Here is a 24,404-nt window from a genome sequence, read left to right as displayed (position 1 = left end):
AGAGGACAACGCCCTTCCGCTGTCCACGACCCCAAAAGTGGCACGCATTTTTGGGACAAGTTGTGGAAGCACAATAAGAGAAGGAGATCAGCCGTGACAAAACGCACGTCTGCCAAGTACAAGATCGACCGCCGCATGGGCGAAAACATCTGGGGTCGCCCCAAATCCCCCGTCAACCGCCGCGAATACGGCCCCGGCCAGCACGGCCAGCGCCGCAAGGGCAAGCTGTCCGACTTCGGTATCCAGCTGCGCGCCAAGCAGAAGCTCAAGGGCTATTATGGCGACCTGACCGAAAAGCAGTTCCGCCGCATCTATGCCGAAGCGGAGCGGGTCAAGGGCGACACCGGTGAGAACCTGATCGGCCTGCTGGAGCGTCGTCTGGACGCAGTGGTCTACCGCGCGAAATTCGTGCCGACCGTCTTTGCCGCCCGTCAGTTCGTGAACCACGGCCATGTCCGCGTGAACGGTCGCAAGGTCAACATCCCTTCCTACCGCGTGAAGGAAGGTGACGTGATCGAGGTCCGTGACCGGTCCAAGCAACTGGCCGTGCTGCTGGAAGCAACCCAACTGCCCGAGCGTGACGTGCCCGACTATATCGACGCCGACCACTCGAAAATGACGGCCACCTTCACCCGCACCCCCACCCTGGGCGATGTGCCCTATCCGGTGATGATGGAACCGAACCTGGTCGTGGAATTCTACGCCAAGAACTAAGTTTGGTGGGCAGATGGCCCACCCTACATGTGTGGCCTGGGGGCTTCCGACCACACAGACGTTACGAGGGCCGCTCCGATCCGGGGCGGCCTTTTTCTATGCGTTTTCGATGGTGATCTCTTCGCCGCCCAGCGTGACACGAAACGCGAAGGCCGGCAGGGGCCATGTGACCTGTGACGCGGGGGTGTTGTCATCGCTCATTGTCCGGCTCCTGCTGCGGTGGCTTTGCGCGATGTTAGCAGGGTTTGGCGGAAACTTGTGATGTCATGTCGCGGGGCGATCTGCCGCCTGCGTTGCTAGGGTGACGTCGGACAGATATTGGAGGCCGACGATGTCCGCACCGCGTGTCACCGCCACCCGACTATCCCCCGACAGTGCCCTGCACGCGCAGATGCAACGCGGCGACTTTCTGGATTGCTATTCTGTTGCCAGCGACATGCCGCCGCGCGCCGCTGCCGAAATCATCACAGCCTTTCCCGGCTGGGCGCAACTGTTGGTCAAGCTGCGTGCGCTGATCACCGCGCCCTTTGGGCTGTCGCAGGACGGGCCGGAGGCCGATGACAAGCTGGGTCCGTTTCCTGTCGAACGCGAGACGGGCCAAGAGGTGATCGTTGGTTTCAACGACAAACACCTGGATTTCCGGGTGTCCGTCCGGTCCGAGGGCGGGACCGTGTCGCTGGCCACATGGGTGCATACGCACAACATAGGCGGCCGGATCTACCTCGCGACCATCATGCCGTTTCACATCCTGATCGCGCGCAACGCGTTGGCGCGCGTGGCCCGCGCGCCGCATCCCGTCTGATCAGAGAGCGGTCAGCGTCGTCTCGCCCCGCACGGGCGCCGCGGCCCGCAATTCATAGCCGCGCACCCGCGGCCTTGCGCGTGGGAACGGCGCCGGTGCCTGTGTGTCGGACAGGCTGGGGTGCAGGGCAACAAGCCGGGCGTGTGCCATCGGGTCAAGGCTTTGCCGTGCGACGGGGCCGGGATAGAAGGTCTCGGCCAGCATCCCGTTGGCCCAGATCAGCGCGTGTCCGTCGACCATGAGATGGAAGTATTCTATGGCCTTGCCCTCAAGCTCTTGCGTGATGGTATCGCCATCCACGCAATCACGGGCGGCGACCAGAACTTCGGGCATGTCGAACATGATCTGGAATGCCGGGTCGCGCCGCAGCAGGCAGTGGCGCGGGGACAGGCCCGTGGACGCATAGGGTTGGTCCTTGCCGAAGGTGTGCGGCGCCACCCAGACGGGCAGGTCATCACCTTGGGGAAACAGGATCATGCGCTGTGCGGCCCATGTGATCCGCTGCGCCCCTTCATCGAGCGTCAGGATGCGGTCGCCGACCGCCAAAGTCTCAACCGGGACGTCACCGGCGGGTGTGCGGATCAGGGTGCCGCGGGTAAAGCACACGATCTCGCCATAGGGTGTGCCGCCGCCGTCATTCTTGAACGAAATGTTGTATGTCGTGCCGGGCACCAGTGGCGCCGTTGATACCACGAGCGTCAGATCGCCCTGGTTTTCGCCCGGACCTGCCGCGACAAACAGCAGGTCGATGGGCGCGCCGCCGCCCACGGGCGTGGCCGTCAGGGTGAATTCCACCTCGAGCACCGCGCCTGCACCGATCTGGACCGCGTTGCCCGCCGCATCGGTCGTGTCGATGCCGTCGCGCAGGATCTGGTTCAGCGGCGTTCCGTTTGGATCGTCCTGAAAGCCGTCGTCGAATTCGTCATCATCATCCGTCACGTTGATGTCGATGGTCGTCGCCCCGTTCGCAAGCGTCGCCTGTGCATTACCTGGCAAGGAAAACGGTCCGTTCTGGCCCGGATTGAGCTGCCCGTTGTCATTCACAAAGCTGAAGTCCTGAAACAGGAATCCCGTGATGGATCCACCATTTGGCATCTGCGCCACTCCCAATGCGGACTGCGTTCTAAACGATGAGACTCAATACTACACGGTAGGCGAGAATTCACCTACGCCACCAACACGTCGCTGGGGAAACACTCTGTTTCCAGCTTGAAATGTCCACTACGCACGCAATGTGGCGGTTTTTTGCCTGCTTTAAGAGCAGTTCAAGGCGTGTGCCTTTCTGCCCGTCTGAGCGGTGGGCACCCGACTGGTATTTTGGGTGAACGATTCGTGCGGCATCCCTGGTGATTGGCGTCGCCAGCGGCCCTCTCTGCCCGCCTGCGCAGCCATTTGCCGCGACATAAAGATTTCATCCGACACCCCTGCAACCTGTGGTAGCCTTCCGCCCATTGATTGATGAAGATTGGAGACTGCCATGGGCGCCCGCGACATTTCCTTTGCGAGCTTTAACCTGTTGAACCTGCAAACCTCCGGCGATGCGATATATGGTGACACCGACGGCTGGGACCCGATCATCTACCAGCGCAAGGTGGATTTTACGGCCAGCGTGATGGGGCGGCTTGATGCCGACGTGGTGGGCCTGCAGGAGCTTTGGGCCGCGGACGCGCTGGATCAGGTGCTGGACGAGGCGGGCATGACGGAGGACTTCGACCCGCTGGTGCCGCCGGATCATGAGGGCGACAAGATCGTGTGCGCCGCTGCCGTGCGCAAGGGGATCCTGGTGGGTGAGCCGGAGTGGATCGTGGATTTTCCCGACGAATACGTTCTGAAAACCGGCGGGGACGACCCGCAACAGGACTATCTCGAGGTCAATCTGAGCACCTTTTCCCGGCCCGTCCTGCATTTCCAGGTGCAGCCCGATGACCGCACGCCGGTCATCCATGTCTTTGTCTGCCATTTCAAATCCCGCAGGCCAACGCAGATCTGGCGCGAGCGCAGCTGGTACGAGAAAGAGGTGCACGGCCCCCACGCCACGGCCCTTGGTTACGCCATATCCACGGTGCGCCGCACGGCGGAGGCGGCCGCGTTGCGCGTGATCATCACCAAGCTGGCCAAAAAGACGGACACCCCCGTCGTGGTCATCGGCGACATGAACGACGGCAAGGACAGCAACACGCTGAACATCCTGTCCGAACAGCCCACCTACCTGTCGCCCCTGTCCAAGGGCGGCGGGGACAACGCGCTGTACACGGCGCAGACGATGCAGGAGTATCGGTCGGTGCGCGATGTCTACTACACCCATGTCTACAAGGGGCAGCGCGAAAGCCTGGATCACATCCTGTTCAGCCAGGAATTCTATGACAACTCCAAGCGCCGCAAATGGGCCTTTGACGAGATGGTGGTGCAGAACGACCACCTGAACTTTGACGATCACAAGGAAAGCGGCACGAACGACCATGGTGTGATCCGGGTGGGGTTCAAGTGGAAGCCCGCGCCGGATGTAACAAGCTGAGGCACGCCAGGGGCTTGACCGCCACATGCAACGACCGGGCAGCGCCGACGTCGTGTCGCGGCGTGCGTGCCGGGTCGCGCGCTTTTGCCCCTAGCCTCTCCTGCGCTGCACCCCTAAAACCTCTCTAACCTACGGAGAGGACGAATGACGCGCATCACACCGCAACCGGGCATCATGGACATCGCGCTGTACCAGGGCGGGGCGTCGCATCTGGCCGGTGTTCGGGATGTGCTGAAACTGTCCTCGAACGAGAACCCGGCGGGCCCGCCGCCCGTTGCGGTCGAGGCGCTGACGCAAGCGGCGAGTGCCATGCACCTCTATCCCTCGACCGACCACGCGGCGCTGCGCACGGCCATTGCCGAGGTGTGGGACGTCGACGCCGATCGCGTGATCTGCGGTGTGGGCAGCGACGAGGTCCTGCAATTCGTCACTCAGGCCTTCTCCGGGCCGGGGGACGAGATCATTCACACCGCCCATGGCTTTTCCATGTACCCGATTCTGGCCAATATGGCGGGCGCCACGCCGGTCTGCGTGCCGGAACATGAGCGGGTCGTGGATGTGGATGCGATCCTGGGTGCGGTGACAGAACGCACCCGTATTGTGCTGCTGACGAACCCCGGCAACCCCACGGGCACACGGTTGCCCGATGCCGAGATTGTGCGGCTGGCCGACGAGCTGCCGGACCATGTGATCCTTGTCATCGACGGGGCCTATACCGAATATGCCGAAGGCTACGATGGCGGGCGCGCGCTGGCCGAAACGCGGCCCAACGTGTTGATGACGCGCACCTTTTCCAAGATCTATGGCTTGGGTGGTTTGCGCGTCGGCTGGGGCTATGGGCCCAAGGACATGATCGACGTGATGACGCGCATCCGCCAACCGTTCAACCTGTCCACCGTCGCGCTGGCCGCAGCCGAGGCGGCGGTGCGGGATGTGAAATGGGTGGAGGATTGCGTGGCTCTGAATGCCGATCAGCGGGCGCGACTGACCGGCGCCCTGCGTCAGTTGGGGCTGGCCTGTGACGACAGCGACACCAATTTTGTGCTGGCCCGCGCGGCCTCGGTCGCCGAGGCGGACGGGGCGGAGGCGGCCCTGAACGCGGACGGCATCCTTGTGCGCCGCGTCGGTGGCTACGGATTTCCCGAGGGCATCCGCATCACCGTGGGCAATGCCGAACAAACGGGGCGCGTGATTGCGGCGCTGACCGAATGGCGGAACGCATCGTGAGCGTGATCTATGACAAGATCGCCTTTATCGGGCTGGGCCTGATCGCGGGTTCCATGGCCTGGGCCACTCAGAGGGCGGGTGCAGCCACGATGATCAGCGGCTATGCGCGGTCCGAGGCGACGCGCGACACGACCCGGCGGCTGGGGTTTTGCGATGTGGTTGCCGACAGCGCTGTCGAAGCAGTCGCGGACGCGGACCTTGTTGTCCTGGCCGTGCCGATCGGCGCGATGGGCGGCGTCATGGCGGACATCGCGGGTGCGCTGAAGCCCGGGGCGACGGTGATTGACGTCGGGTCGGTCAAGCAGGCGGTGTTTGATGCTGTGCTGCCGCACATGCCAGACGGCGTGCATTTCGTCGGCACGCACCCGATGGCGGGGACGGAACACAGCGGGCCCGAGGCGGGCTTTGCCGAGCTGTATGACAACCGCTGGACGCTGATCGTGACGCCGGACGGCGCCGACGCGGATGCGGTTGACCGGGTCGAACGCTACTGGGCGGCGCTGGGCGCGATGACCGACCGGATGGAGGTGGCGCATCACGACCGTGTCTGCGCGGTGGTCAGCCACATTCCGCACCTCATCGCCTACACCATGGTGGGTGTGGCGGACGACCTGCGCCGGGTGACGGACAGCGAGGTCATCAAGTTCTCTGCCGCGGGGTTTCGCGACTTCACGCGGATCGCAGCGAGCGATCCCACCATGTGGCGCGACGTGTTCTTGACGAACAAGAGCGCGACGCTGGAGATCCTGGGCCGCTTCACCGAAGAGCTGTTCGCCCTGCAACGGGCGATCCGCACCGGCGACGGCGATCACCTGTTTGATTATTTCACCCGGACACGGGCCATCCGGCGGGGCATTATCGAGGCGGGACAAGACACCGATGCGCCCGACTTTGGCCGGGGCGCCACGCGATGAGGGCGCTGGCGCTGGCCCTGATGCTGGCGGCGGGCGTCGCGGCGGCGGCGCCAGAGACGTCGAAGCGCCCCGTGGCGCGCGCGGGGTCCGAGGCCCCCAGCGCAGAGGCTGCGGCCATTATCCCACCGGCGCCGAGCGCGATGTCCTTTGCAGCCGCGGTGCCCGAACAGGCCACGTCGCTGCGCCCGTTCCTGCGGCCCAAGGCCATCATCGAACGGGCGATGGCGCGCCGGGCCGAGCGTCGGCGCGGGCAGGTGTGCGGCGATCCGGACCTGCAGGGCGATGAGGTCGGGTTCGTTCCCGGTCGCATCAGCGGCTGCGGGATTGGGGAGGCGGTGCGGCTCCGCTCCGTGTCTGGCGTGACACTCAGCCAGTCGGCGCTGATGGACTGCACGACGGCCAAGGCATTGAAACAATGGACGGAAAGAGGGGCGAAACCAGCCTTGCGCGGGACGGGTGGTGGGCTTGTGGGCTTTCGCGTCGCCGCCCACTACGCCTGCCGCACACGCAACAATCAGCCGGGCGCGCGCATTTCCGAACACGGCAAGGGTCGTGCCATCGACATCTCGGGCTTTCAGTTGCAGGACGGGACCAGCCTGACGGTGCTGAACGACTGGAACTCACGCCACCGGCGGGCCTTGCGCCGGATGCACGAGGCGGCCTGCGGCCCGTTCGGCACCGTATTGGGCCCGAATTCGGACCGGTTCCACCGGGATCATTTTCACTTTGATACGGCGCGGCATCGCGGTGGTGCGTATTGCAGGTGAGTTTTGGACTGGGGCGCTGCCCCAGACCCCGCGGTTTACTTGGCAAAGTGAAGGAGATCAGCGCAGGATCAGACGCGGCGCGGGGGCCAACGGAATAAAGCCGAGGCGGATTGCCCCATCGCGCAACGTCAGCTCCACGTCCAGCGTGTCGTCATTGCCCGACGCGCCTGCGAGGGCTTGGAACACACCTTCGACCTGACCCCGTAGCTGCGCAGGTAGGGCGCCCACATTCTCTGCCAGATCCAGCATGGTGCGCCAGTTTTCGGCCTGGATGGCGACCGTGCCGGAAGGGTTGCCCTGCGCATCCACCGTCAGATCGGCGCTCAGGTTGAATTGCAGATCGCCCCAGATCGCTTCGGCCAGATGCAGGTCGATCACCCGTGGTTGAGGGCGGCGCTGGTCCAGAGCGCGCCGGTCCCACGCCGTGTCGAAGGTGATGTCGGCGCGCATTTGCAGGCTGTCAAAGGCGCCGGGGAACGTGTCGGGCAGGCGCAGGTTGCGCCGCGCCGCACTGCCGGGGGCAAAGGATTGAGCGGCGGCGGTCAGGGCATAGGTCGCGCCGTCAGTCTGGACCATGGTCAGGGTCAGATCGCCTGCTTGCGCGAGGATCCCTTGCGCATCCTCGACCTGCCACGGGCCGGATGTCCATCCCAGCGCCTCCAGCTCGAGCGCGGTGCCGGGGTGCAGGTTCAGCGCCATGACCCCGTCCGCCATGGTCAGCGTTGAGCGGCCAAAGGGCGAGGCGATGAGGATCGGGTCGTCGTCCAGCGTGACGGTCACATCGCCCGGCCAATACGCGGGTGCGGCGATGTCGAGCGTACCGGTCCGGATCGCCAGCCCGGCTTGGGGGTCGGCGAGGGCCACGTCCCGCAGGCCTGCGCGCAGGGTCAGGGGAAAGCCGCCGCCTGTGACCTCCTGCACTTCGGCCTGCCAGCCTTCGGCGGCGCGGGCGTCGAACCAGGCCGACACGCCACCGCGCAGGCCAGAGGATGCGGCCCACCACCAGCCGCACCAGACGAGCGCCACCAGTGCAACGATCCACATCAATCTGCGCATGTCTGCCCCTTTTCCTTGCCTGCGAAATCGGGTCTACCGCACGCGGTAGCATAAGGACCAGTGACAATGACCATGTGGGTGTTCGGCTATGGCAGCCTGCTTTGGAACCCCGGCTTTGACGTGGCCGAAAGCGTGCGCGGAACCTTGCCGGGCTGGGCGCGGTCGTTCTGTATGCGGTCCATCCACCACCGCGGGTCCGAGGCGGCGCCGGGCCTGGTGCTTGCCCTTGATGCTGCGGCGGATGCGGCCTGTGACGGCGTGGCCCTGCGTGTGGCGCCGGGGACGGAGGATGCGACGCTGGGCTATTTGCGCGAACGCGAGCTGATCTCATCCGCCTATCTGGAACGGATGTTGCAGGTGGCCCTGACCGACGGGCGACGGGTCACGGCGGTGACCTATGTGATCGACCCCGACCACGTGCAATATTGCGGTGGTCTGCCGCTAGAGGAACAGGCGCAGATTATCGCCCATGCCCATGGCGGGCGTGGACCCAACAGCGAATATCTTTACAACACTGCCCAACATCTGACCGAACTTGGCGTGGCGGATCCGGACCTTGATTGGTTGTCACGCCGCGTTGCAGCAATTCGAGCATAAATCCTTGGCGCTTTTGCACAAAAGCCGATAGGCTGCTGCGAAAGAAAACAAAAGCAGGGGTCAGGAGCCACCGCATGGCACGGACCACACCCGACGCGCAGCCGCACTTTTCTCAGCCCGTTCAACAGATTTTCGCCATGGTGTTTGTGCTGGGCCTGTCGCTCTTTGGGGCGGTCATCGCGCTGCCGCGCGTCTTGCCGGTGTTCCAGGCGAACCCGTATCTGAACGGGTTCATCGTCATGGTCTTTTTCATTGGCGTGATCGCGTGCTTCTGGCAGGTGTTCTCGCTGATCTCGTCTGTGCGCTGGATCGAGGAATTTGCCAGCGACCGGGCCGACGCGCAGACGAAAGCGCCGCAGCTTCTGGCCTCGCTCGCGTCGCTTTTGCGGTCGCGGGGCGCGCGGATGCAGCTTTCGGCGACCTCGACCCGGTCGATCCTTGATTCCGTTGCCACCCGGATCGACGAGGTGCGCGATATCACGCGCTACATCGTCAACATGCTGATTTTTCTGGGCCTTTTGGGTACGTTCTATGGCCTTGCCACAACGGTGCCTGCTGTCGTCGACACCATCCGCAGCCTGGCCCCGCAAGAGGGCGAAGGCGGGGTCGCGGTGTTCAACCGGCTGATGACGGGGCTTGAGGCGCAGTTGGGCGGCATGGGCGTTGCCTTTGCCTCGTCGCTGTTGGGGTTAGCGGGCTCGTTGATCGTGGGGCTGCTTGAGCTTTTCGCGGGCCGCGGTCAGAACCGGTTTTACCGCGAACTGGAAGAATGGCTGAGCTCGATCACCCGCGTGGGCCTGACCGATGGCGACGGCGGGCAGGATCAAAGCGCGATGGCCGGGCTGATCGACCATCTGGCCGAGCAGATGGAAAGCCTGCAAACCATGTTCACCCAGTCTGACATCAGCCGGTCGATGGTGGATGAAAGGCTGGGCAACCTGGCCGACGCGGTGGACCGGATGACCACGCGGCTTGAGGCGCAGGGGGGCGGCAACGACGCCCTGATGCGCGTGGCCGAGGGCCAGGAGCGGCTGATTGAAGTGATCGAACGGCAGGGCACGGGCGACGGGATCGACGCCGAAAGCCGGATGCGCTTGCGGTCGATTGATGTGCAGATGTTGCGCATCCTCGAAGAAATCAGCGCAGGCCGGCAGGAAAGCATGGCCGAGCTGCGCACCGACATCTCGGCGCTGGCCAAGGCGCTGAGCCAGCCGCGCGGACAAAACCGCAAGGCCGGGCAGGGCGGCGGCGGCCGCAACCGGCCCGATCAATCCGTGGGGGATGGCTGAACATGGCGCTTTCCCGTCGTACAGGGCAACGGTTCCAGGCCTCGATCTGGCCCGGCTTTGTCGATGCGATGACCGGCCTTTTGCTGGTGCTGATGTTTGTGCTGACGATCTTTATGATCGTGCAGTTTGTCCTGCGCGAGACGATCTCGGGGCAGGAAACCGAGCTGGACCAGCTTGCGGGCGAGGTGGCGGCACTGGCGCAGGCGTTGGGGCTTGAGGAACAGCGCGCCAATCAGCTGGACGCGCGCCTGTCTGCGCTGAACACAACGCTTGGGGACACACGGGCACAGGTTGATGCGCAAGCGGCGACCATCGCGGCGCTTACCGCGGAACGGGACGCACAGGCCACGGCACTGGCGCAGGCCGAAACGCGCATCACCAGCTTTGAGGCGCAAGTGGCCGCGTTGATCGCGGATCGGGATACGGCGCTTGACACCGTTGCGGGGCTTGAGGCGGAACAGACGCGGCTTTTGTCGGAACAAGAGGCGCTGAACCTGGCGCTTGCCGCCGCGCGGGACGAGGTCGATGCACAGGAAGAGGTCGCGCGCCTTGCCGCGGCCCGCACCGACGCGTTGCAGGCGCTGATCGCGGACCTGCGCAACCGCAACGCCGAAAGCGCCGACCAGACGGCGGCCCTGCAATCCGATTTGGACGCCGCCCGCGCGGCGTTGACGGAAGAAGAGGCTGCGCGCCTTGCCGAGGCGGCGGCAGCCGAAGCGCTGCGGGAACGGTTGGAGAATGCGGATGCCGAACTGACCGCGATGACCCTTGCCCTTGAGGCGCAGCGGCAGGAGGCCGAGGATACGCTTACGTTGCTAGCCGCCGCCCGTGCGGCGGAAGAGAACCTGACCGACCGGCTTGCCGTGGCGCTTCTTGCGGCGGAAGCCTCCAGCGGATCGGCAGAGGCCGCGCAAACCCGGATCGACACGCTTGAGACCGAGTTGGCGTCGGCACTGGCCGCAATCGAGGCCGCGAAATCGGAAAACTCCGCCCTGATGTCGGAGCGCGCCAGCTTGGAGGACCAATTGGCCACGGCGCTGCTGGATGCCGAAGGTGGGGCAGTTGCTGCTGCCGACTTGCAGGAACAACTGGCACGCGCCCTGTCGCAACTTGACGCGGCCACTGCCAATGCCGCGACGCTTGAGGCGCGGTTGAACGCGGCGGAACAGGCCATTGACGGGCGCACGACGACCGCGGCCAACCTGCAAACCGAACTGACAAAGGCGCAGGAAGAGATTGCGGCCGCGCAGTCCCGCGCGACCGCATTGGAAACCCAACTGGCCAATGCGCAGCAGGCCCGCGCCGCCAGCGCCGAAGAGCTGGCAACCCTGCAAGCGCGTATGACCGCGATTGAGGCACGGCTGGAAGCATCGAACCTTGATTTAACCGAAGTGCGGGATCGCCTTGCGGCTGCAGTCGCCGCGCGCACAGCGGCCGAGACCCAATTGTCGGCGCAGCAAACGGATCTAGCCGACTTGCGCACGCAGCTGGCCGCGGCGATTGCGGCACGCGACGCGGCGCAGGCCGATGCGCAGGCGGCTGGCAGCAACAATGCAGAGGTGCGCGATCAACTGGCCGCGGCGCTCGCTGCAAAACTGGCCGCAGAGACGGAATTGCAAAGCCTGGGAACCGACACGCAAGAGCTGCGCGCGGCCCTTGCCGCAGCGCTGGCGGAGAAGACCGATACCGAACAGGCGCTGGCCAATCAGACATCGGCAGCACAAGAGCGTTCCGCCCTGCTTGCCGCAGCCCGTGATGCGCTTAGCGCCGAAGAGGCGGCAACGCTGGAGGCGCAACGCCAGACCGAACTTCTGAACCAGCAGGTCGCCAGCCTGCGCACGCAACTCGGCCAATTGCAGGCGCTGCTTGATGATGCAGTGGCACGCGATGCCGCCAAGGAGGTGCAGCTGAGCACCCTGGGCCGTGACCTGAACACGGCGCTGGCGCGCGCCGCCCTTGAAGAGCGGCGCAGGCGCGAGTTGGAGGAAGAAGAGCGCAAGCGGCTTGAAGCGCAGGCGCAGGATCTGGAGCGCTACCGGTCGGAATTCTTCGGCCAGTTGCGCGACGTGCTGGGTGTGCAAGAGGGCGTGCGGATCGTGGGCGACCGCTTTGTCTTTTCCTCCGAAGTGTTGTTCCCCCCCGGGGGCGCTGACCTGTCTGCGGCTGGTCAGGGCGAGATCGCGAAGGTCGCGAACCTTTTGCGCGGGGTGGCCAACGACATTCCCGACGGCATCGACTGGGTGTTGCAGGTGGACGGCCACACCGACAATGTGCCGCTCTCGGGTCAGGGGGCGTTTGCCGACAACTGGGAGCTCAGCCAGGCCCGCGCGCTGTCCGTCGTGCGGTATATGGTGAACTTCCTTGGCCTGCCCCCGGAGCGGTTGTCGGCCAATGGCTTTGGGCAATACCAGCCGATTGCAGTTGGTGACACGCCACAGGCGCGCGCACAGAACCGTCGGATCGAGTTGAAATTCACCGAGAAATAGGGCGCAGGACACCTGCGCCTTACATAGGGTTCAGCGCACGATGGTGGTGCCTTGGACCCGGTCAATTTCGCGCCCATCACGCTGCAAAGTGACCGTGCCTGTATACTCTCCGGCCGGCCAGCTTGCGCTGGTCAGCTTCTTGCCAACGGCGCGAAAGAGCTGTGCCTGAGGGCGGTCGAGTTCCAAGGTCTCATCGATCAGTTCACCGTCCGGCCCGTCGATGCGCAGCCGCATCCGGTCCCCGGCCTGGCTTCCGAATGCGTAGCCAAAGACGACGAGGGCGGGCGCATCTGTCGGCATTTGTGGTGATGCGGCGGTGCCTGCCTTGATGTCGTCAAATTCGGGAACACGGTCGGTGAAGCCCACGCTGAGCACGCCGCCGGGGCGATAGGGGGGGCTGCGTCCCACAACGTGTCTGTGCTGGGCGCGCCGCACTCAATCTGCCCATCGGGATCGAACGGATCCACCACGGCGCCATCCTTGCGCAGTGTCATGTGCACGTGCGGAAACTGCGTGACCCCCGACAGTCCAACCTGCCCCAGCACCGTTCCGCCGTCCACACGGTCGCCCTCCTGAACAGTCAGGCTGCCGCGTTTGAGGTGGCAATATTGCGTGCTCCACCCGTTATCGTGGTTGAGCCGTACACCATTGCCGCAGTCACGCCCGTCGATGCGGTTCGCGTCCCCCGCACGGTAGACCCGATCCTCCATCCCGTCGCGCGTCCCCGCAACTGTGCCGGGTGCCGCGGCGATCACGTTTACCCCACTCTGCATTTGCCGCAGCGAAATGAGTGCAAAATCCGTGCCCTGATGTGTGTCGTAACTGAGGGTCGAGCAGCCGAAATCCATCGCCGCGCGCGATGGATCGTGGTCCACATATTGCTGGATAAAACAGTCGCGTCCAAGATCGCAGTCGATGGGCAATCCCAACGAAATATCCCTCGCCGCGACAGGCACGGCGAGGGACAAAATCAAAGCGGCAAGGGCTGCCGCGCGCATCAATCCGCCGTCAGAAGCGGTGGCTTGTCGCCGGAAATGCGCGGGTTGTCAGGGCCGGACAGTTTCAGGTCCAGTTCGCCATTCTTGACACCCACGCGGACAACGCCGCCCTTCATCAGCTTGCCAAAGAGCAACTCTTCGGCCAGTGGCTTCTTGATATGCTCCTGGATCACGCGGCCCAGGGGGCGCGCGCCCATCTTGTCGTCATAGCCCTTGTCGGCCAGCCATTCGGCGGCAGGCTTGGTCAACTCGATGGTCACGTTGCGGTCCATCAGCTGCGCTTCGAGTTGCAGCACGAACTTCTCGACCACGGACAGGATGACATCCTTGCCCAGCGGCGCAAAGCTGATCACCGCGTCCAGACGGTTGCGGAACTCGGGCGTGAAGGTCCGCTCGATGGCGGCTGTATCCTCGCCCTCGCGCCGGTCGCGGCCAAAGCCAACGGCGGCTTTCGCCATGTCCGAAGCCCCGGCATTCGACGTCATGATCAGGATCACGTTGCGGAAATCCACGGTGCGCCCGTTGTGGTCCGTCAATTGGCCGTTATCCATGACCTGCAGCAGGATGTTGTAGACATCCGGGTGCGCCTTTTCGATCTCATCGAGCAGCAGCACGCAATGTGGATGCTGGTCGACGCCATCGGTCAGCAGACCACCCTGGTCAAAGCCGACATAGCCCGGAGGGGCACCGATCAGGCGCGATACAGCGTGCTTTTCCATGTATTCCGACATGTCGAAGCGCAGCATTTCCACACCCAAAGTATCGGCGAGTTGCTTGGCCACCTCGGTCTTGCCCACGCCCGTTGGCCCGGCGAACAGATAGTTGCCGATGGGCTTTTCTGGCTCCCGCAGACCGGCGCGCGCCAGCTTGATGGCCGAGGCGAGCGCCTCGATCGCCGGGTCCTGCCCGAACACCACGCGCTTGAGCGACACTTCGAGATCCTTGAGGGTCTCGGCATCGTCCTTGGACACGTTTTTCGGAGGAATGCGGGCAATCTTCGCCACGACATTCTCGATCTCCTTGGTGCCGATGGTCTTGCGGCGCTTGGCGGCGGCGACAAGGTGCTGGGCCGCACCTGCTTCGTCGATCACGTCGATAGCCGAATCTGGCAGCTTGCGGTCGTTGATGTAGCGGCTCGCGAGCTCAACCGAGGTCTTGATCGCGTCAGAAGTGTATTTGACGCCGTGGTGATCCTCGAAATAGGGCTTGAGGCCCTTGAGGATTTTCGTTGCGTCTTCCACCGACGGCTCGTTCACGTCGATCTTCTGGAACCGGCGGCTCAGCGCGCGGTCCTTTTCGAAGTGCTGGCGAAATTCCTTGTAGGTGGTGGATCCCATGGTCCGCAGCTTGCCGCCCTGCAACGCGGGCTTCAGCAAGTTGGACGCGTCCATCGCCCCGCCCGACGTGGCGCCCGCACCGATCACGGTGTGGATCTCGTCAATGAACAGGACGGCATCTTTGTGCTCTTCCAACTCGGTCACGACGGCTTTCAGCCGCTCTTCGAAATCACCGCGGTAGCGGGTCCCGGCCAGAAGCGCGCCCATGTCGAGCGAGTAGATGGTCGTGCCGGACAGCACCTCGGGCGTCTCACCGGCGACGATCTTGCGGGCCAAGCCTTCGGCAATCGCCGTCTTGCCCACGCCCGGGTCACCCACCAGCAGCGGGTTGTTCTTGCGGCGGCGGCACAGCACCTGAATGCAGCGCTCCACCTCATCCGAGCGGCCAATGAGCGGGTCGATATCGCCCTCACGCGATTTTTCGTTCAGGTCCACGCAGTACTTGGCCAGTGCGCTTTCCTTCTTCTCGCCCTCGGTCACGCCCTGCGGCTCTTCCTCGGCCTCAGGCGCTCCGGATACGGGGCGCGCCTCGCCAAAGGCCGGGTCCTTTGCCACACCATGAGCAATGAAGTTCACGGCATCGTACCGCGTCATGTCCTGCTCCTGCAGGAAGTAGGCCGCGTTCGATTCGCGTTCAGCAAAGATGGCCACCAGCACATTGGCGCCGGTCACTTCTGTGCGGCCGGAAGATTGGACATGGATCGCCGCGCGCTGGATCACGCGCTGGAATGCAGCCGTCGGGACAGCTTCGGATCCATCAATGTCTGTGACGAGGTTCGACAGATCGTCGTCCACGAACTCCTCAAGCGTGCCGCGCAGCTCGTCAATGTCGACCGAACAGGCCTGCATCACGCGGCGGGCGTCGGGTTCGTCAATCAGGGACAGCAGCAGATGCTCGAGCGTTGCAAATTCGTGCCGGCGTTCGTTGGCCAGCGCGAGCGCCTGATGAATGGCTTTTTCCAGTGTCGTCGAGAATGAAGGCACGGCTCGTGCTCCTTTCGATCGGGGTCGGTTGGGGCGCCAAGGAATGTCGAGGCCCCAGACCAACCATGGCCTCATGTATTTAAGTTTGGTTGAAGATCGCGCGGCTTCAAGGCTTTTTTCTACCTTGGGCCTCACAATATGCGTGAGAAGCGTTACGATGGTGTCACATTGGGCGTGTGGGTGGACCTGCGCGTCTCAGAAGTTGTCCTTCCGAGTGCGGATTTCCGTGAACACGTCGGTGGCGTTGGCACCTTCCATGCCCAGATGGGCCTGAATGGCGGGGTCGTTGGCGCGCAGAAAGGGGTTTGTGGCCAGTTCTTCGGACAGAAGGGATGGCACGGTCGGAGTGCCCGATGCGCGTTTTTCAGCCACCCCGCGAATACGGGATATAAGGTCGGGGTTTTCGGGATCAATACTCAGGGCAAATTTCCCGTTGGCGGCGGTATATTCGTGGCCTGAGTAGACAGCCGTGTCGCCGGGCAGGCCTGCCAGTTTCTGCAGGCTTTCATGCATCTGCGGCTTGGTACCTTCGAAAACCCGCCCGCACCCGAGGGCCATCAGGCTGTCGGCAGTGAAGACGGCCCGCGCGCCGGGAAAGTAAAATGCGATATGCCCGACGGTGTGGCCCGACACGTCGATGACAGTGCCGGTTTCGGACCCGATGGTCACGCTGTCCCCTTCAGACGCTTGCACATCAAGCGCGGGCAGGCGGTGTGCATCGGCGGCGGCGCCAACGACCCGGGCAGGGTGGGCGGCCATGATCTCGGGCAACCCGTCCACGTGGTCGTAGTGATGATGCGTCAGCAGCACATCGCTCAGCCGCCAGCCTGTGGCGTCCAGTGCCGCCAGGATCGGCGCGGCCTCCGGGGCGTCTACCAGCGCCGTGGCCCCGGTGTCCGGATCATGGGCCAGAAACGCGTAGTTGTCGCTCAGGCAAGGAATGGTACGGATGTCGAGGGGCATGGCAATTCGGCTCGTTGTGCTTACTGTTAAATCCAAGGTGGTCCCAAAGGGCCGGATGAACAAGAGACGATCATGCATCTTGACGTGCAGGACCTGCGCAACTTCTATTATCGCAATGCGCTTGGACGGGCGGCGCAGGCGTCGCTGCGGCGCAGGCTGGTGGAAATCTGGCCTGAAGCGCAGGGCCAGACCGTCGCCGGCTTCGGCTTTGCCGCGCCGCTTTTGCGGCCCTACCTGAAAGACGCGCGGCGGGTGATCGCGCTGATGCCCGGCCCGCAAGGGGTGATGCCTTGGCCTGCAGACATGCAGAATGTCTCGGTCCTGACCGAAGAAACCCTGTGGCCGCTGGAAACGGGGCATGTGGACAAGTTGGTCATGCTGCACGGGCTCGAAACATCCGAGCGAGCCTATGACCTTTTGGAAGAGGCGTGGCGCGTGCTTGGTCCGGGGGGCAAGGCGCTTTTCATCGTGCCGAACCGCGCCGGGCTCTGGAGCCGTCGCGACCGCACACCATTCGGCTACGGACGGCCCTATTCCGCCAGCCAGCTGGAGACACAGCTGCGCAAGCACCAGTTCCTGCCGGAACGGCATGTGGGCGCGCTGTACCAATTCCCATCGGGCAAGCGGGTGTGGATGAAATCCGCCGCCATGTTCGAAAAGGTCGGGCGGCTCATGCCGGGTATGGTGGCGGGCGGCGCCTTTATGGTCGAGGCATCGAAACTGGTCTACCCGCCAAAGGGCAAGGTGGCGCGATCCAAGGCCAAGCGGCAAAAAGTGCCGCAAGGTGTGACTGCACCTGTGGCGGGCAGGGTGGTCTAGGCGATGATGACGATCTCATCCTCGGTGATGGCAGGCGTTCCATCCAAACGGATCACGGCAGTACCCGGTGTCTGACCCGGCGAGGCGCTGAACGTCACCCGCACATCTGTGAAGCTGCCGTCCGAGGCCGCGATGATTTCGATGTCGTCCACGCGGTTGTCCGACTGGAACGTGCCGATTTGCAAGACGTCCTCTGCCGGATTGAAATCCGTGATGTTGAGGTAAACGTCGTCCGCTTCGCCATCCCGCGCACCGCGCACCGCGCACCAATGCACTGACCGTGTCTGCGCCTTCGCCTCCCGTCACGGTAGCTGTTGGCTCGTCATGGAAATTCCACACGTTGAACAGGTCGTCCCCCGACCCGCCAAGCCCGGTGGCGCCGTCCGAGATCTGCAACGTGTCGTCGCCTGCGTCGCCATTGCCCAAACCGCCCGTGCCGACCGACACAAAGTCGTTGCCGTCGCCGCCAGAGGCTTGCGAGCCAACGCCGCCGATGGTCAGGCTGTCGTCGCCTGCTTGGCCCAACAGGACTGCGACGCCATCGCCCTGGGCCGAGAGCCGGTCATCGCCATCGCCGCCGCGCGCTTCACCGCCAACAAGGTTCACCTCGTCATCGCCATCGCCCGCATCCACAATGGCATTTGAAGTGCGCACGACATCATCGCCGTCCCCGGCATTGATTGTGCTGGTCGGTTCTGTGCCGTCGATGCGAGAGAACCCCCCGTTGCGCTCGGCAAAAACCCCTTCGATTGTGTCGTCGCCCGCGCCGCCGTCGAGCGTCGTGTTGGCAAAATCGGTTATCAGAATATCGTCACCGGCGGCGCCCGCGAGGCGAAGCCCAGGGGCACCCGCGGTCAGCCAGTCTGCCCCCGCCGTGCCGGTCGTGCTTTCGGTCACGACCTGCTCGGGTATGCCATTGCGTGTGACGATGTAGTCTTCGTTCAGAAAGGTGATCAACTCGTCGCCGTCGGTCGTGGCCTCGAGATAGTGCACGGCGACCAGCGCATTCGAGGAAATTGCGGGCAGTACGTCGCGCATCGTGCCGGGATCAGGAAGCGGAAAGCCGTCTGCTGGCAGTGTCAGGGGCACGGTGCCCAACAGTTCCAGCCCAAGCTCTGCCTCGAAGTCTTCCAATTCGTAGGCAAACGGGTTGCCCTCGAACGTCTGTTGGCCTGGAATATTGCCGCTCTCTTCAAAGTCGCCGTCACTCAGATCGGTGCCCTCGGGCACAAGGTAGAAGCGCGCCTCGTAGGTTTGGTAGAAGTTGTCGGGATCGTCCTCGCTGTCGACATAGATGATGGATGCAATCGTACCGGTTTCGTCGTCGCCAACGTCTATGCGCACGCCGGTCTCGTCCGCTTCGAACGTGGCGCCAGTGTCTGCCGGTTGCGGATCGACGGGGGTGTCCTCGATCTCCTGTGGCGTTTCGCCCTCGCTGTCGTCACCGTCTTGCGCGACGCCCAGAAACAGCGCACCGCCCAGCAGCGCCAGCAAGGTCAAAGCACCCATGATCACGTCCCCCAGTTTTGTGCGCAGCGTGTCGGCGACACGAAACAGAGTCAACTGGAGGGGCCGATCGCGATGCGCTTTGTAAACAATGCCTCAAGGCGCCGAGGATTGCCGAACAGGTGCGAACGATGCGTTTTTCAGCTAGGGTGGTCTGGCTGCGCACAGGAATCGCACCCAAACGCGCACGTTTTGTGACGGAATTCTTACAATTCCTGCGAGCCAATAGGTCGCAGTTTGGTTAACCCTATGAAAAGGTTGAAGAAGCGCCGAAGCGCCTGTTCACGAACATATGTTGCGGGGTGGCAAACCCTCTGCTACATCCCCCCTGATTTTCACGCCTTGGCCAAAATCAGGGCGGTCCAACACCCCGGGCCACGCATCCGTGTGCAACCGCCCGGGCCAAGACATCGAAAGGGTGGACGTGTCCGAACCAGCTTCGATCTCCACAGGCATCGCAGCACGCTATGCCACAGCTGTCTTTGAGCTTGCCAAAGAAGGCAACGCCGTCAAAAACCTCGAAGGCGACATTGAAACCCTGACAGCCGCGATGGCCGAAAGCGGTGACTTCAATGCCCTGATCCACTCACCCGTCTACAGCCGGGACGAGCAGGCCGCCGCCATCACCGCGATTTCGAAAAAGGCCGGGCTGACCGACCTGATGGGCAACACGCTTGCGCTCATGGCCGAAAAGCGGCGTCTGTTCGTGCTGCCGCAACTGGTGCAGGCCCTGCGCGACGTGATCGCCGAAGACAAGGGCGAACTGACTGCCGACGTGACCAGCGCCAAGGCACTGACCAAGGCGCAAAGCGACAAACTTGCCAAGACGCTCAAGGCCCGCATGGGCAAGGACGTCACCATCAATGCCTCCGTCGATGAAAGCCTCATCGGCGGTTTGATCGTTAAAGTGGGCTCGAAGATGATCGACACGTCGATCCGCTCCAAGCTCGCTTCCCTCCAGAATGCAATGAAAGAGGTCGGATAAATGGGTATCCAAGCAGCAGAGATTTCTGCGATCCTGAAAGACCAGATCAAGAACTTTGGTCAGGAAGCAGAAGTGGCCGAAGTGGGCCGCGTTTTGTCGGTAGGGGACGGGATTGCCCGCGTCTACGGCCTCGACAATGTGCAAGCCGGTGAGATGGTTGAATTCCCCGGCGGCATTCAGGGCATGGCCCTGAACCTGGAAAACGACAACGTGGGCGTCGTGATCTTCGGCTCCGACCGCGACATTAAAGAAGGCGACACCGTCAAGCGCACCAACTCCATCGTGGACGTGCCCGCCGGTGACGAACTCTTGGGCCGCGTTGTGGACGGTCTGGGCAACCCGCTGGACGGCAAGGGCCCGATCAACGCCTCCGAGCGTCGCGTGGCAGACGTGAAGGCGCCGGGCATCATCCCCCGCAAATCGGTGCACGAGCCGATGGCGACCGGCCTGAAGGCCGTGGACGCGATGATCCCGATTGGCCGTGGCCAGCGTGAGCTGATCATCGGCGACCGTCAGACCGGCAAAACCGCCGTGGCGCTTGACGCGATCCTGAACCAGAAATCCTACAACGACGCCGCAGGTGATGATGAGAGCAAAAAGCTCTATTGCATCTACGTGGCCGTCGGCCAGAAGCGTTCGACCGTGGCGCAGCTGGTGAAAAAGCTCGAAGAGAGCGGCGCCATCGACTACTCGATCGTCGTCGCCGCGACCGCGTCGGACCCGGCGCCGATGCAGTTCCTGGCCCCCTACGCCGCGACCGCCATGGCCGAGTTCTTCCGCGACAATGGCCGTCACGCGCTGATCATTTATGATGACCTGTCCAAGCAGGCCGTGTCCTACCGCCAGATGTCCCTGCTGCTGCGCCGCCCGCCGGGCCGCGAAGCTTATCCTGGCGACGTTTTCTACCTTCACTCGCGCCTGCTGGAGCGGTCGGCCAAGCTGAACGAAGACAACGGTGCCGGTTCGCTGACGGCCCTGCCGATCATCGAAACCCAAGGCGGCGACGTGTCGGCCTTTATCCCGACCAACGTGATCTCGATCACCGACGGCCAGATCTTCCTTGAAACCGAACTGTTCTACCAAGGCATCCGCCCCGCCGTGAACACAGGTCTGTCGGTGTCCCGCGTGGGCTCTTCGGCTCAAACCGACGCGATGTCTTCGGTTGCCGGTCCGGTGAAACTGTCGTTGGCCCAGTACCGCGAAATGGCGGCCTTCGCCCAGTTCGGCTCTGACCTCGATGCCGCCACACAGCAGCTTCTGAACCGCGGCGCGCGCCTGACCGAGTTGATGAAGCAGCCGCAATACGCCCCGTTGACCAACGCGGAAATCGTCTGCGTGATCTTCGCGGGCACCAACGGCTACCTCGACAACATCGACGTGGCCCAAGTTGGTAAGTTCGAAAGCGGGCTGCTGTCCTTCCTGCGGTCGCAGAAAGCCGACTTCCTGAAGTGGATCGCCGACGAAGATCCCAAGTTCAAGGGCGGCGAAAACGTCGACAAGATGAAGGCGGTCCTCGACGAGTTCGCTTCGACCTTCGCATAAGGAGATCGGGCAATGCCAAATCTCAAGGACCTGAAAAACAGGATCGAAAGCGTGAAATCCACGCGGAAGATCACCAAGGCCATGCAGATGGTGGCCGCCGCGAAATTGCGGCGGGCACAGGAAGCGGCCGAAATGTCGCGCCCCTACGCCGAACGGTTCACCGCCGTGATGGCGGGGCTCGCGTCGGCGGCGGCTGGCTCTGACAGCGCGCCCAAGCTCTTGTCAGGCACAGGGTCGGATCAGACCCACCTCCTGGTGGTGATGACGGCAGAACGTGGCCTCTGCGGTGGCTTCAACACCAACATCGCCAAGCTGGCCAAGGCCAAGGCGGCGGAACTGATCGCGGCTGGCAAGACGGTCAAGATCCTGACCGTCGGCAAGAAGGGCCGCGACCAGATGAAACGTGACTTTGAGGCCCACTTCGTCGGTCACGTGGACATGACCGAGGTCAAGCGGATGTCCTACGCAGATGCGCAGGGCGTGGCCAAGGATGTGTTGGGCCGTTTCGATGCGGGCGAGTTCGACGTGGCGACGATCTTCTTCTCAAAGTTCCAAAACGTCGTGACGCAGATCCCGACCGCGCAACAGATCATTCCCTTCGCGATCCCCGAGGATTACGAAGGGTCCGACACGCTATATGATTATGAGCCGGACGAAGAGGCGATCCTCGCCGACCTTCTGCCGCGCGGCGTGGCGACGGCGATCTTTTCCGGCCTGCTGGAAAACGGCGCGTCCGAACAGGGTGCCCGGATGAGCGCGATGGACAACGCCACCCGCAACGCCGGGGACATGATCGACCAGCTGACCATCCAGTTCAACCGCTCGCGCCAGGCCGTGATCACCAATGAGCTGATTGAAATCATTTCCGGCGCGGAAGCGCTGTAAGACATCCGGAGACGAAAAATGGCAAACGCTAAAGGCAAAATCACACAAGTCATCGGGGCCGTCTGCGACGTGCAGTTCGATGACCACCTGCCGGAGATTCTGAACGCTCTGGAAACCGACAACAACGGCAACAAGCTGATCCTCGAAGTCGCGCAGCACCTTGGTGAAAACACCGTGCGCTGCATCGCGATGGACAGCTCCGAAGGGCTCGTGCGCGGTCAGGAAGTCACTGACACCGACGGCCCGATCATGGTCCCGGTGGGCCCCAAGACACTGGGTCGTATCCTGAACGTCGTGGGCGAGCCCGTTGACGAAGGTGGCCCCGTGGACGCCGAGGAACGTCGCCCCATTCACGCCGACGCCCCGCTTTTTGCGGAACAGTCCACTGAATCCGAAATCCTCGTGACCGGGATCAAGGTGGTTGACCTGCTCGCACCCTACTCCAAAGGCGGCAAGATCGGCCTCTTCGGCGGTGCGGGCGTGGGCAAGACCGTTCTGATCATGGAACTGATCAACAACATCGCCAAAGTGCACTCGGGCTACTCTGTGTTCGCCGGTGTGGGTGAGCGGACCCGTGAGGGCAACGACCTGTATCACGAGATGATCGAATCCAACGTGATCAAGCCGGACAACCTCGAAGAAAGCCAAGTTGCGCTGGTCTATGGCCAGATGAACGAACCTCCCGGTGCGCGTGCCCGTGTGGCCCTGACCGGTCTGACGCTTGCGGAACAGTTCCGTGATGCGTCGGGTACCGACGTTCTGTTCTTCGTCGACAATATCTTCCGCTTCACCCAAGCGGGCTCTGAGGTTTCGGCTCTGCTCGGCCGTATTCCTTCGGCGGTGGGCTACCAGCCGACGCTGGCCACCGACATGGGTGCGATGCAGGAACGGATCACCTCGACCAAGTCGGGTTCGATCACCTCTATCCAGGCCGTCTACGTGCCTGCGGACGACCTCACCGACCCCGCGCCTGCAACCACCTTTGCGCACTTGGACGCGACAACCGTTCTGTCCCGTGCGATCTCGGAACTCGGCATCTACCCCGCCGTGGACCCGCTCGACAGTTCCTCGCGCCTGATGGACCCGCAGATCGTGGGGGAAGAGCACTACCAGGTGGCATCCGACGTGCAGCAGATCCTGCAACGCTACAAGTCGCTCCAGGACATCATCGCCATCCTTGGGATGGACGAACTGTCGGAAGAGGACAAGCTGACCGTGGCGCGTGCCCGGAAAATCCAGCGCTTCCTGTCGCAACCCTTCGACGTGGCCAAGGTCTTCACCGGCTCCGACGGTGTGCAGGTCCCGCTGGAGGACACGATTGCTTCGTTCAAGGCGGTTGTGGCCGGCGAATACGACCACCTGCCCGAAGGCGCCTTCTACATGGTTGGCGGCATCGACGAGGTGAAAGCAAAAGCCGAGAAGATGGCCGCGGACGCAGCCTAAGACGTGTGGTGGGCAGATTGCCCACCCTACGACAACGCCCAGAGGTAGGGTGGGCAATCTGCCCACCACCCGAATAGGAGGCAAAGATGCAATTTGATTTGGTATCGCCCGAACGCAGTCTTGCGTCCATCGACGCCACCGCTGTGCAGATCCCCGGTGCCGATGGCGACATGACCGTGATGGCCGACCACGCCCCGACGATCACGACCCTGCGCCCGGGTGTGCTGAAGGTCGAAGCGGGCAATGAGACACATGAATACGTCGTGACCGGCGGCTTTGCCGAGATCGGTGCAGCAGGCGTGTCGGTGCTTGCCGAACAGGCGGTGGTCAAGGGCGACATGACCCAGGACCAGATGGACGCCATGTTCGACGAAGCGCAAGAGGTCTATGCCCGCGCCAAGGACAACTTCCAGAACGAACCGGGCCCTGTGGACGACGCGGCCAAGTTGCTCGCCGACATGGTCGCCGTCGGGGGTCAGATCGGGCTCAGCACCAAACAGCCCAGCCTCTGACCCTGCGACACCGAATGGAAAAAGGCCCCGCATCTCGCGGGGCCTTTTCACTTTGTTAGCCTT

At 63.4% G+C, this 24,404-nt stretch carries 21 protein-coding genes and 1 pseudogene; 15 read left to right on the top strand and 7 right to left on the bottom strand.

Going from position 1 to position 24,404, the window contains the following annotated elements; translation table 11 throughout:
- Window positions 1-93 precede the first annotated feature (93 nt).
- Window positions 94-714: a 30S ribosomal protein S4 gene (rpsD, locus tag BWR18_RS11745; RefSeq protein ID WP_076628446.1), complete on the top strand. Its 621-nt coding sequence runs from the start codon at window positions 94-96 to the stop codon at window positions 712-714.
- A gap of 331 nt (window positions 715-1,045) precedes the next feature.
- Window positions 1,046-1,516, top strand: coding sequence for a DUF2867 domain-containing protein (locus BWR18_RS11740; protein ID WP_076628444.1), 471 nt, complete (start codon window positions 1,046-1,048; stop codon window positions 1,514-1,516).
- Here BWR18_RS11740 and BWR18_RS11735 read toward each other — a convergent pair whose 3' ends face one another.
- A complete protein-coding gene (locus tag BWR18_RS11735; RefSeq protein WP_157598729.1) occupies window positions 1,517-2,611 on the bottom strand; it encodes a Hint domain-containing protein in 1,095 nt (364 codons plus the stop codon). It abuts the gene before it with no gap.
- 382 nt (window positions 2,612-2,993) lie between these two features.
- Here BWR18_RS11735 and BWR18_RS11730 point away from each other — a divergent pair, with 382 nt between their 5' ends.
- The 4 genes from BWR18_RS11730 (at window position 2,994) to BWR18_RS11715 (ending at window position 6,939) form a co-directional block, all read left to right on the top strand.
- The gene (locus BWR18_RS11730; RefSeq protein WP_076628441.1) at window positions 2,994-4,031 is read left to right on the top strand and encodes an endonuclease/exonuclease/phosphatase family protein; all 1,038 of its coding nucleotides are present in this window, start codon (window positions 2,994-2,996) and stop codon (window positions 4,029-4,031) included.
- Between the two features lie 144 nt (window positions 4,032-4,175).
- Complete coding sequence (hisC, locus tag BWR18_RS11725) at window positions 4,176-5,258, top strand: histidinol-phosphate transaminase (protein ID WP_076628439.1); 1,083 nt, start codon at window positions 4,176-4,178, stop codon at window positions 5,256-5,258.
- The gene (locus tag BWR18_RS11720; protein WP_076628437.1) at window positions 5,240-6,172 is read left to right on the top strand and encodes a prephenate/arogenate dehydrogenase family protein; all 933 of its coding nucleotides are present in this window, start codon (window positions 5,240-5,242) and stop codon (window positions 6,170-6,172) included. Before hisC ends, BWR18_RS11720 begins: the two co-directional genes overlap by 19 nt.
- A complete protein-coding gene (locus BWR18_RS11715; protein ID WP_076628435.1) occupies window positions 6,169-6,939 on the top strand; it encodes an extensin-like domain-containing protein in 771 nt (256 codons plus the stop codon). Before BWR18_RS11720 ends, BWR18_RS11715 begins: the two co-directional genes overlap by 4 nt.
- Before the next feature lie 57 nt (window positions 6,940-6,996).
- On the opposite strand, the gene BWR18_RS11710 is transcribed toward BWR18_RS11715, so the two are convergent.
- A complete protein-coding gene (locus BWR18_RS11710; RefSeq protein WP_076628434.1) occupies window positions 6,997-7,995 on the bottom strand; it encodes a DUF2125 domain-containing protein in 999 nt (332 codons plus the stop codon).
- Window positions 7,996-8,061: 66 nt separating this feature from the next.
- On the opposite strand from BWR18_RS11710, the gene BWR18_RS11705 reads away from it, so the two are divergent.
- The 3 genes from BWR18_RS11705 (at window position 8,062) to BWR18_RS11695 (ending at window position 12,367) form a co-directional block, all read left to right on the top strand.
- Complete coding sequence (locus tag BWR18_RS11705) at window positions 8,062-8,592, top strand: gamma-glutamylcyclotransferase (RefSeq protein WP_076628432.1); 531 nt, start codon at window positions 8,062-8,064, stop codon at window positions 8,590-8,592.
- Window positions 8,593-8,666: 74 nt separating this feature from the next.
- A complete protein-coding gene (locus tag BWR18_RS11700; RefSeq protein ID WP_076628430.1) occupies window positions 8,667-9,881 on the top strand; it encodes a biopolymer transporter ExbB in 1,215 nt (404 codons plus the stop codon).
- 2 nt (window positions 9,882-9,883) lie between these two features.
- Window positions 9,884-12,367: a peptidoglycan -binding protein gene (locus BWR18_RS11695; protein ID WP_076628428.1), complete on the top strand. Its 2,484-nt coding sequence runs from the start codon at window positions 9,884-9,886 to the stop codon at window positions 12,365-12,367.
- Window positions 12,368-12,397: 30 nt separating this feature from the next.
- On the opposite strand, the gene BWR18_RS22395 is transcribed toward BWR18_RS11695, so the two are convergent.
- From BWR18_RS22395 to gloB, 4 genes and pseudogenes are all read right to left on the bottom strand, one after another.
- On the bottom strand, window positions 12,398-12,775 hold the full coding sequence (locus BWR18_RS22395; protein ID WP_368073656.1) for a hypothetical protein: 378 nt from the start codon (window positions 12,773-12,775) through the stop codon (window positions 12,398-12,400).
- A 110-nt stretch (window positions 12,776-12,885) separates the two neighbouring features.
- Window positions 12,886-13,140: pseudogene (locus BWR18_RS22390) on the bottom strand (M23 family metallopeptidase); the annotation flags it as partial.
- 224 nt (window positions 13,141-13,364) lie between these two features.
- Window positions 13,365-15,686 (bottom strand): ATP-dependent Clp protease ATP-binding subunit ClpA, encoded by a 2,322-nt coding sequence (clpA, locus tag BWR18_RS11685; protein WP_076628427.1) that lies wholly within the window; start codon window positions 15,684-15,686, stop codon window positions 13,365-13,367.
- Window positions 15,687-15,881: 195 nt separating this feature from the next.
- A complete protein-coding gene (gloB, locus tag BWR18_RS11680; protein WP_076628425.1) occupies window positions 15,882-16,649 on the bottom strand; it encodes a hydroxyacylglutathione hydrolase in 768 nt (255 codons plus the stop codon).
- A gap of 72 nt (window positions 16,650-16,721) precedes the next feature.
- On the opposite strand from gloB, the gene BWR18_RS11675 reads away from it, so the two are divergent.
- Window positions 16,722-17,468: a methyltransferase domain-containing protein gene (locus BWR18_RS11675; protein WP_076628423.1), complete on the top strand. Its 747-nt coding sequence runs from the start codon at window positions 16,722-16,724 to the stop codon at window positions 17,466-17,468.
- Window positions 17,469-17,483: 15 nt separating this feature from the next.
- Here the strand turns inward: BWR18_RS11675 and BWR18_RS11670 are convergent, their stop codons facing one another.
- Window positions 17,484-19,031, bottom strand: coding sequence for a calcium-binding protein (locus BWR18_RS11670; RefSeq protein ID WP_076628421.1), 1,548 nt, complete (start codon window positions 19,029-19,031; stop codon window positions 17,484-17,486).
- Window positions 19,032-19,398: 367 nt separating this feature from the next.
- Between BWR18_RS11670 and BWR18_RS11665 the strand changes: the two genes are divergently transcribed.
- The 5 genes from BWR18_RS11665 (at window position 19,399) to BWR18_RS11645 (ending at window position 24,341) form a co-directional block, all read left to right on the top strand.
- Entirely contained in the window at window positions 19,399-19,959 is a 561-nt protein-coding gene (locus BWR18_RS11665; protein WP_076630277.1) for a F0F1 ATP synthase subunit delta, read from the top strand.
- Window positions 19,960-21,501, top strand: coding sequence for a F0F1 ATP synthase subunit alpha (gene atpA / locus BWR18_RS11660; RefSeq protein WP_076628420.1), 1,542 nt, complete (start codon window positions 19,960-19,962; stop codon window positions 21,499-21,501).
- A 12-nt stretch (window positions 21,502-21,513) separates the two neighbouring features.
- Window positions 21,514-22,386, top strand: a complete 873-nt coding sequence (locus tag BWR18_RS11655) for a F0F1 ATP synthase subunit gamma (protein WP_076628418.1) — start codon at window positions 21,514-21,516, stop codon at window positions 22,384-22,386.
- 18 nt (window positions 22,387-22,404) lie between these two features.
- Window positions 22,405-23,829 carry a F0F1 ATP synthase subunit beta gene (gene atpD / locus BWR18_RS11650; protein ID WP_076628416.1) on the top strand — a complete coding sequence of 475 codons (1,425 nt, stop codon included), beginning with the start codon at window positions 22,405-22,407 and terminating at the stop codon, window positions 23,827-23,829.
- Between the two features lie 86 nt (window positions 23,830-23,915).
- Window positions 23,916-24,341, top strand: a complete 426-nt coding sequence (locus tag BWR18_RS11645) for a F0F1 ATP synthase subunit epsilon (RefSeq protein ID WP_076628414.1) — start codon at window positions 23,916-23,918, stop codon at window positions 24,339-24,341.
- Window positions 24,342-24,404 lie beyond the last annotated feature (63 nt).

The organism is Tateyamaria omphalii (assembly GCF_001969365.1).
Taxonomy (GTDB): Bacteria; Pseudomonadota; Alphaproteobacteria; order Rhodobacterales; family Rhodobacteraceae; genus Tateyamaria; species Tateyamaria omphalii_A.
This window is presented reverse-complemented; position numbering and strand designations above follow the sequence as displayed.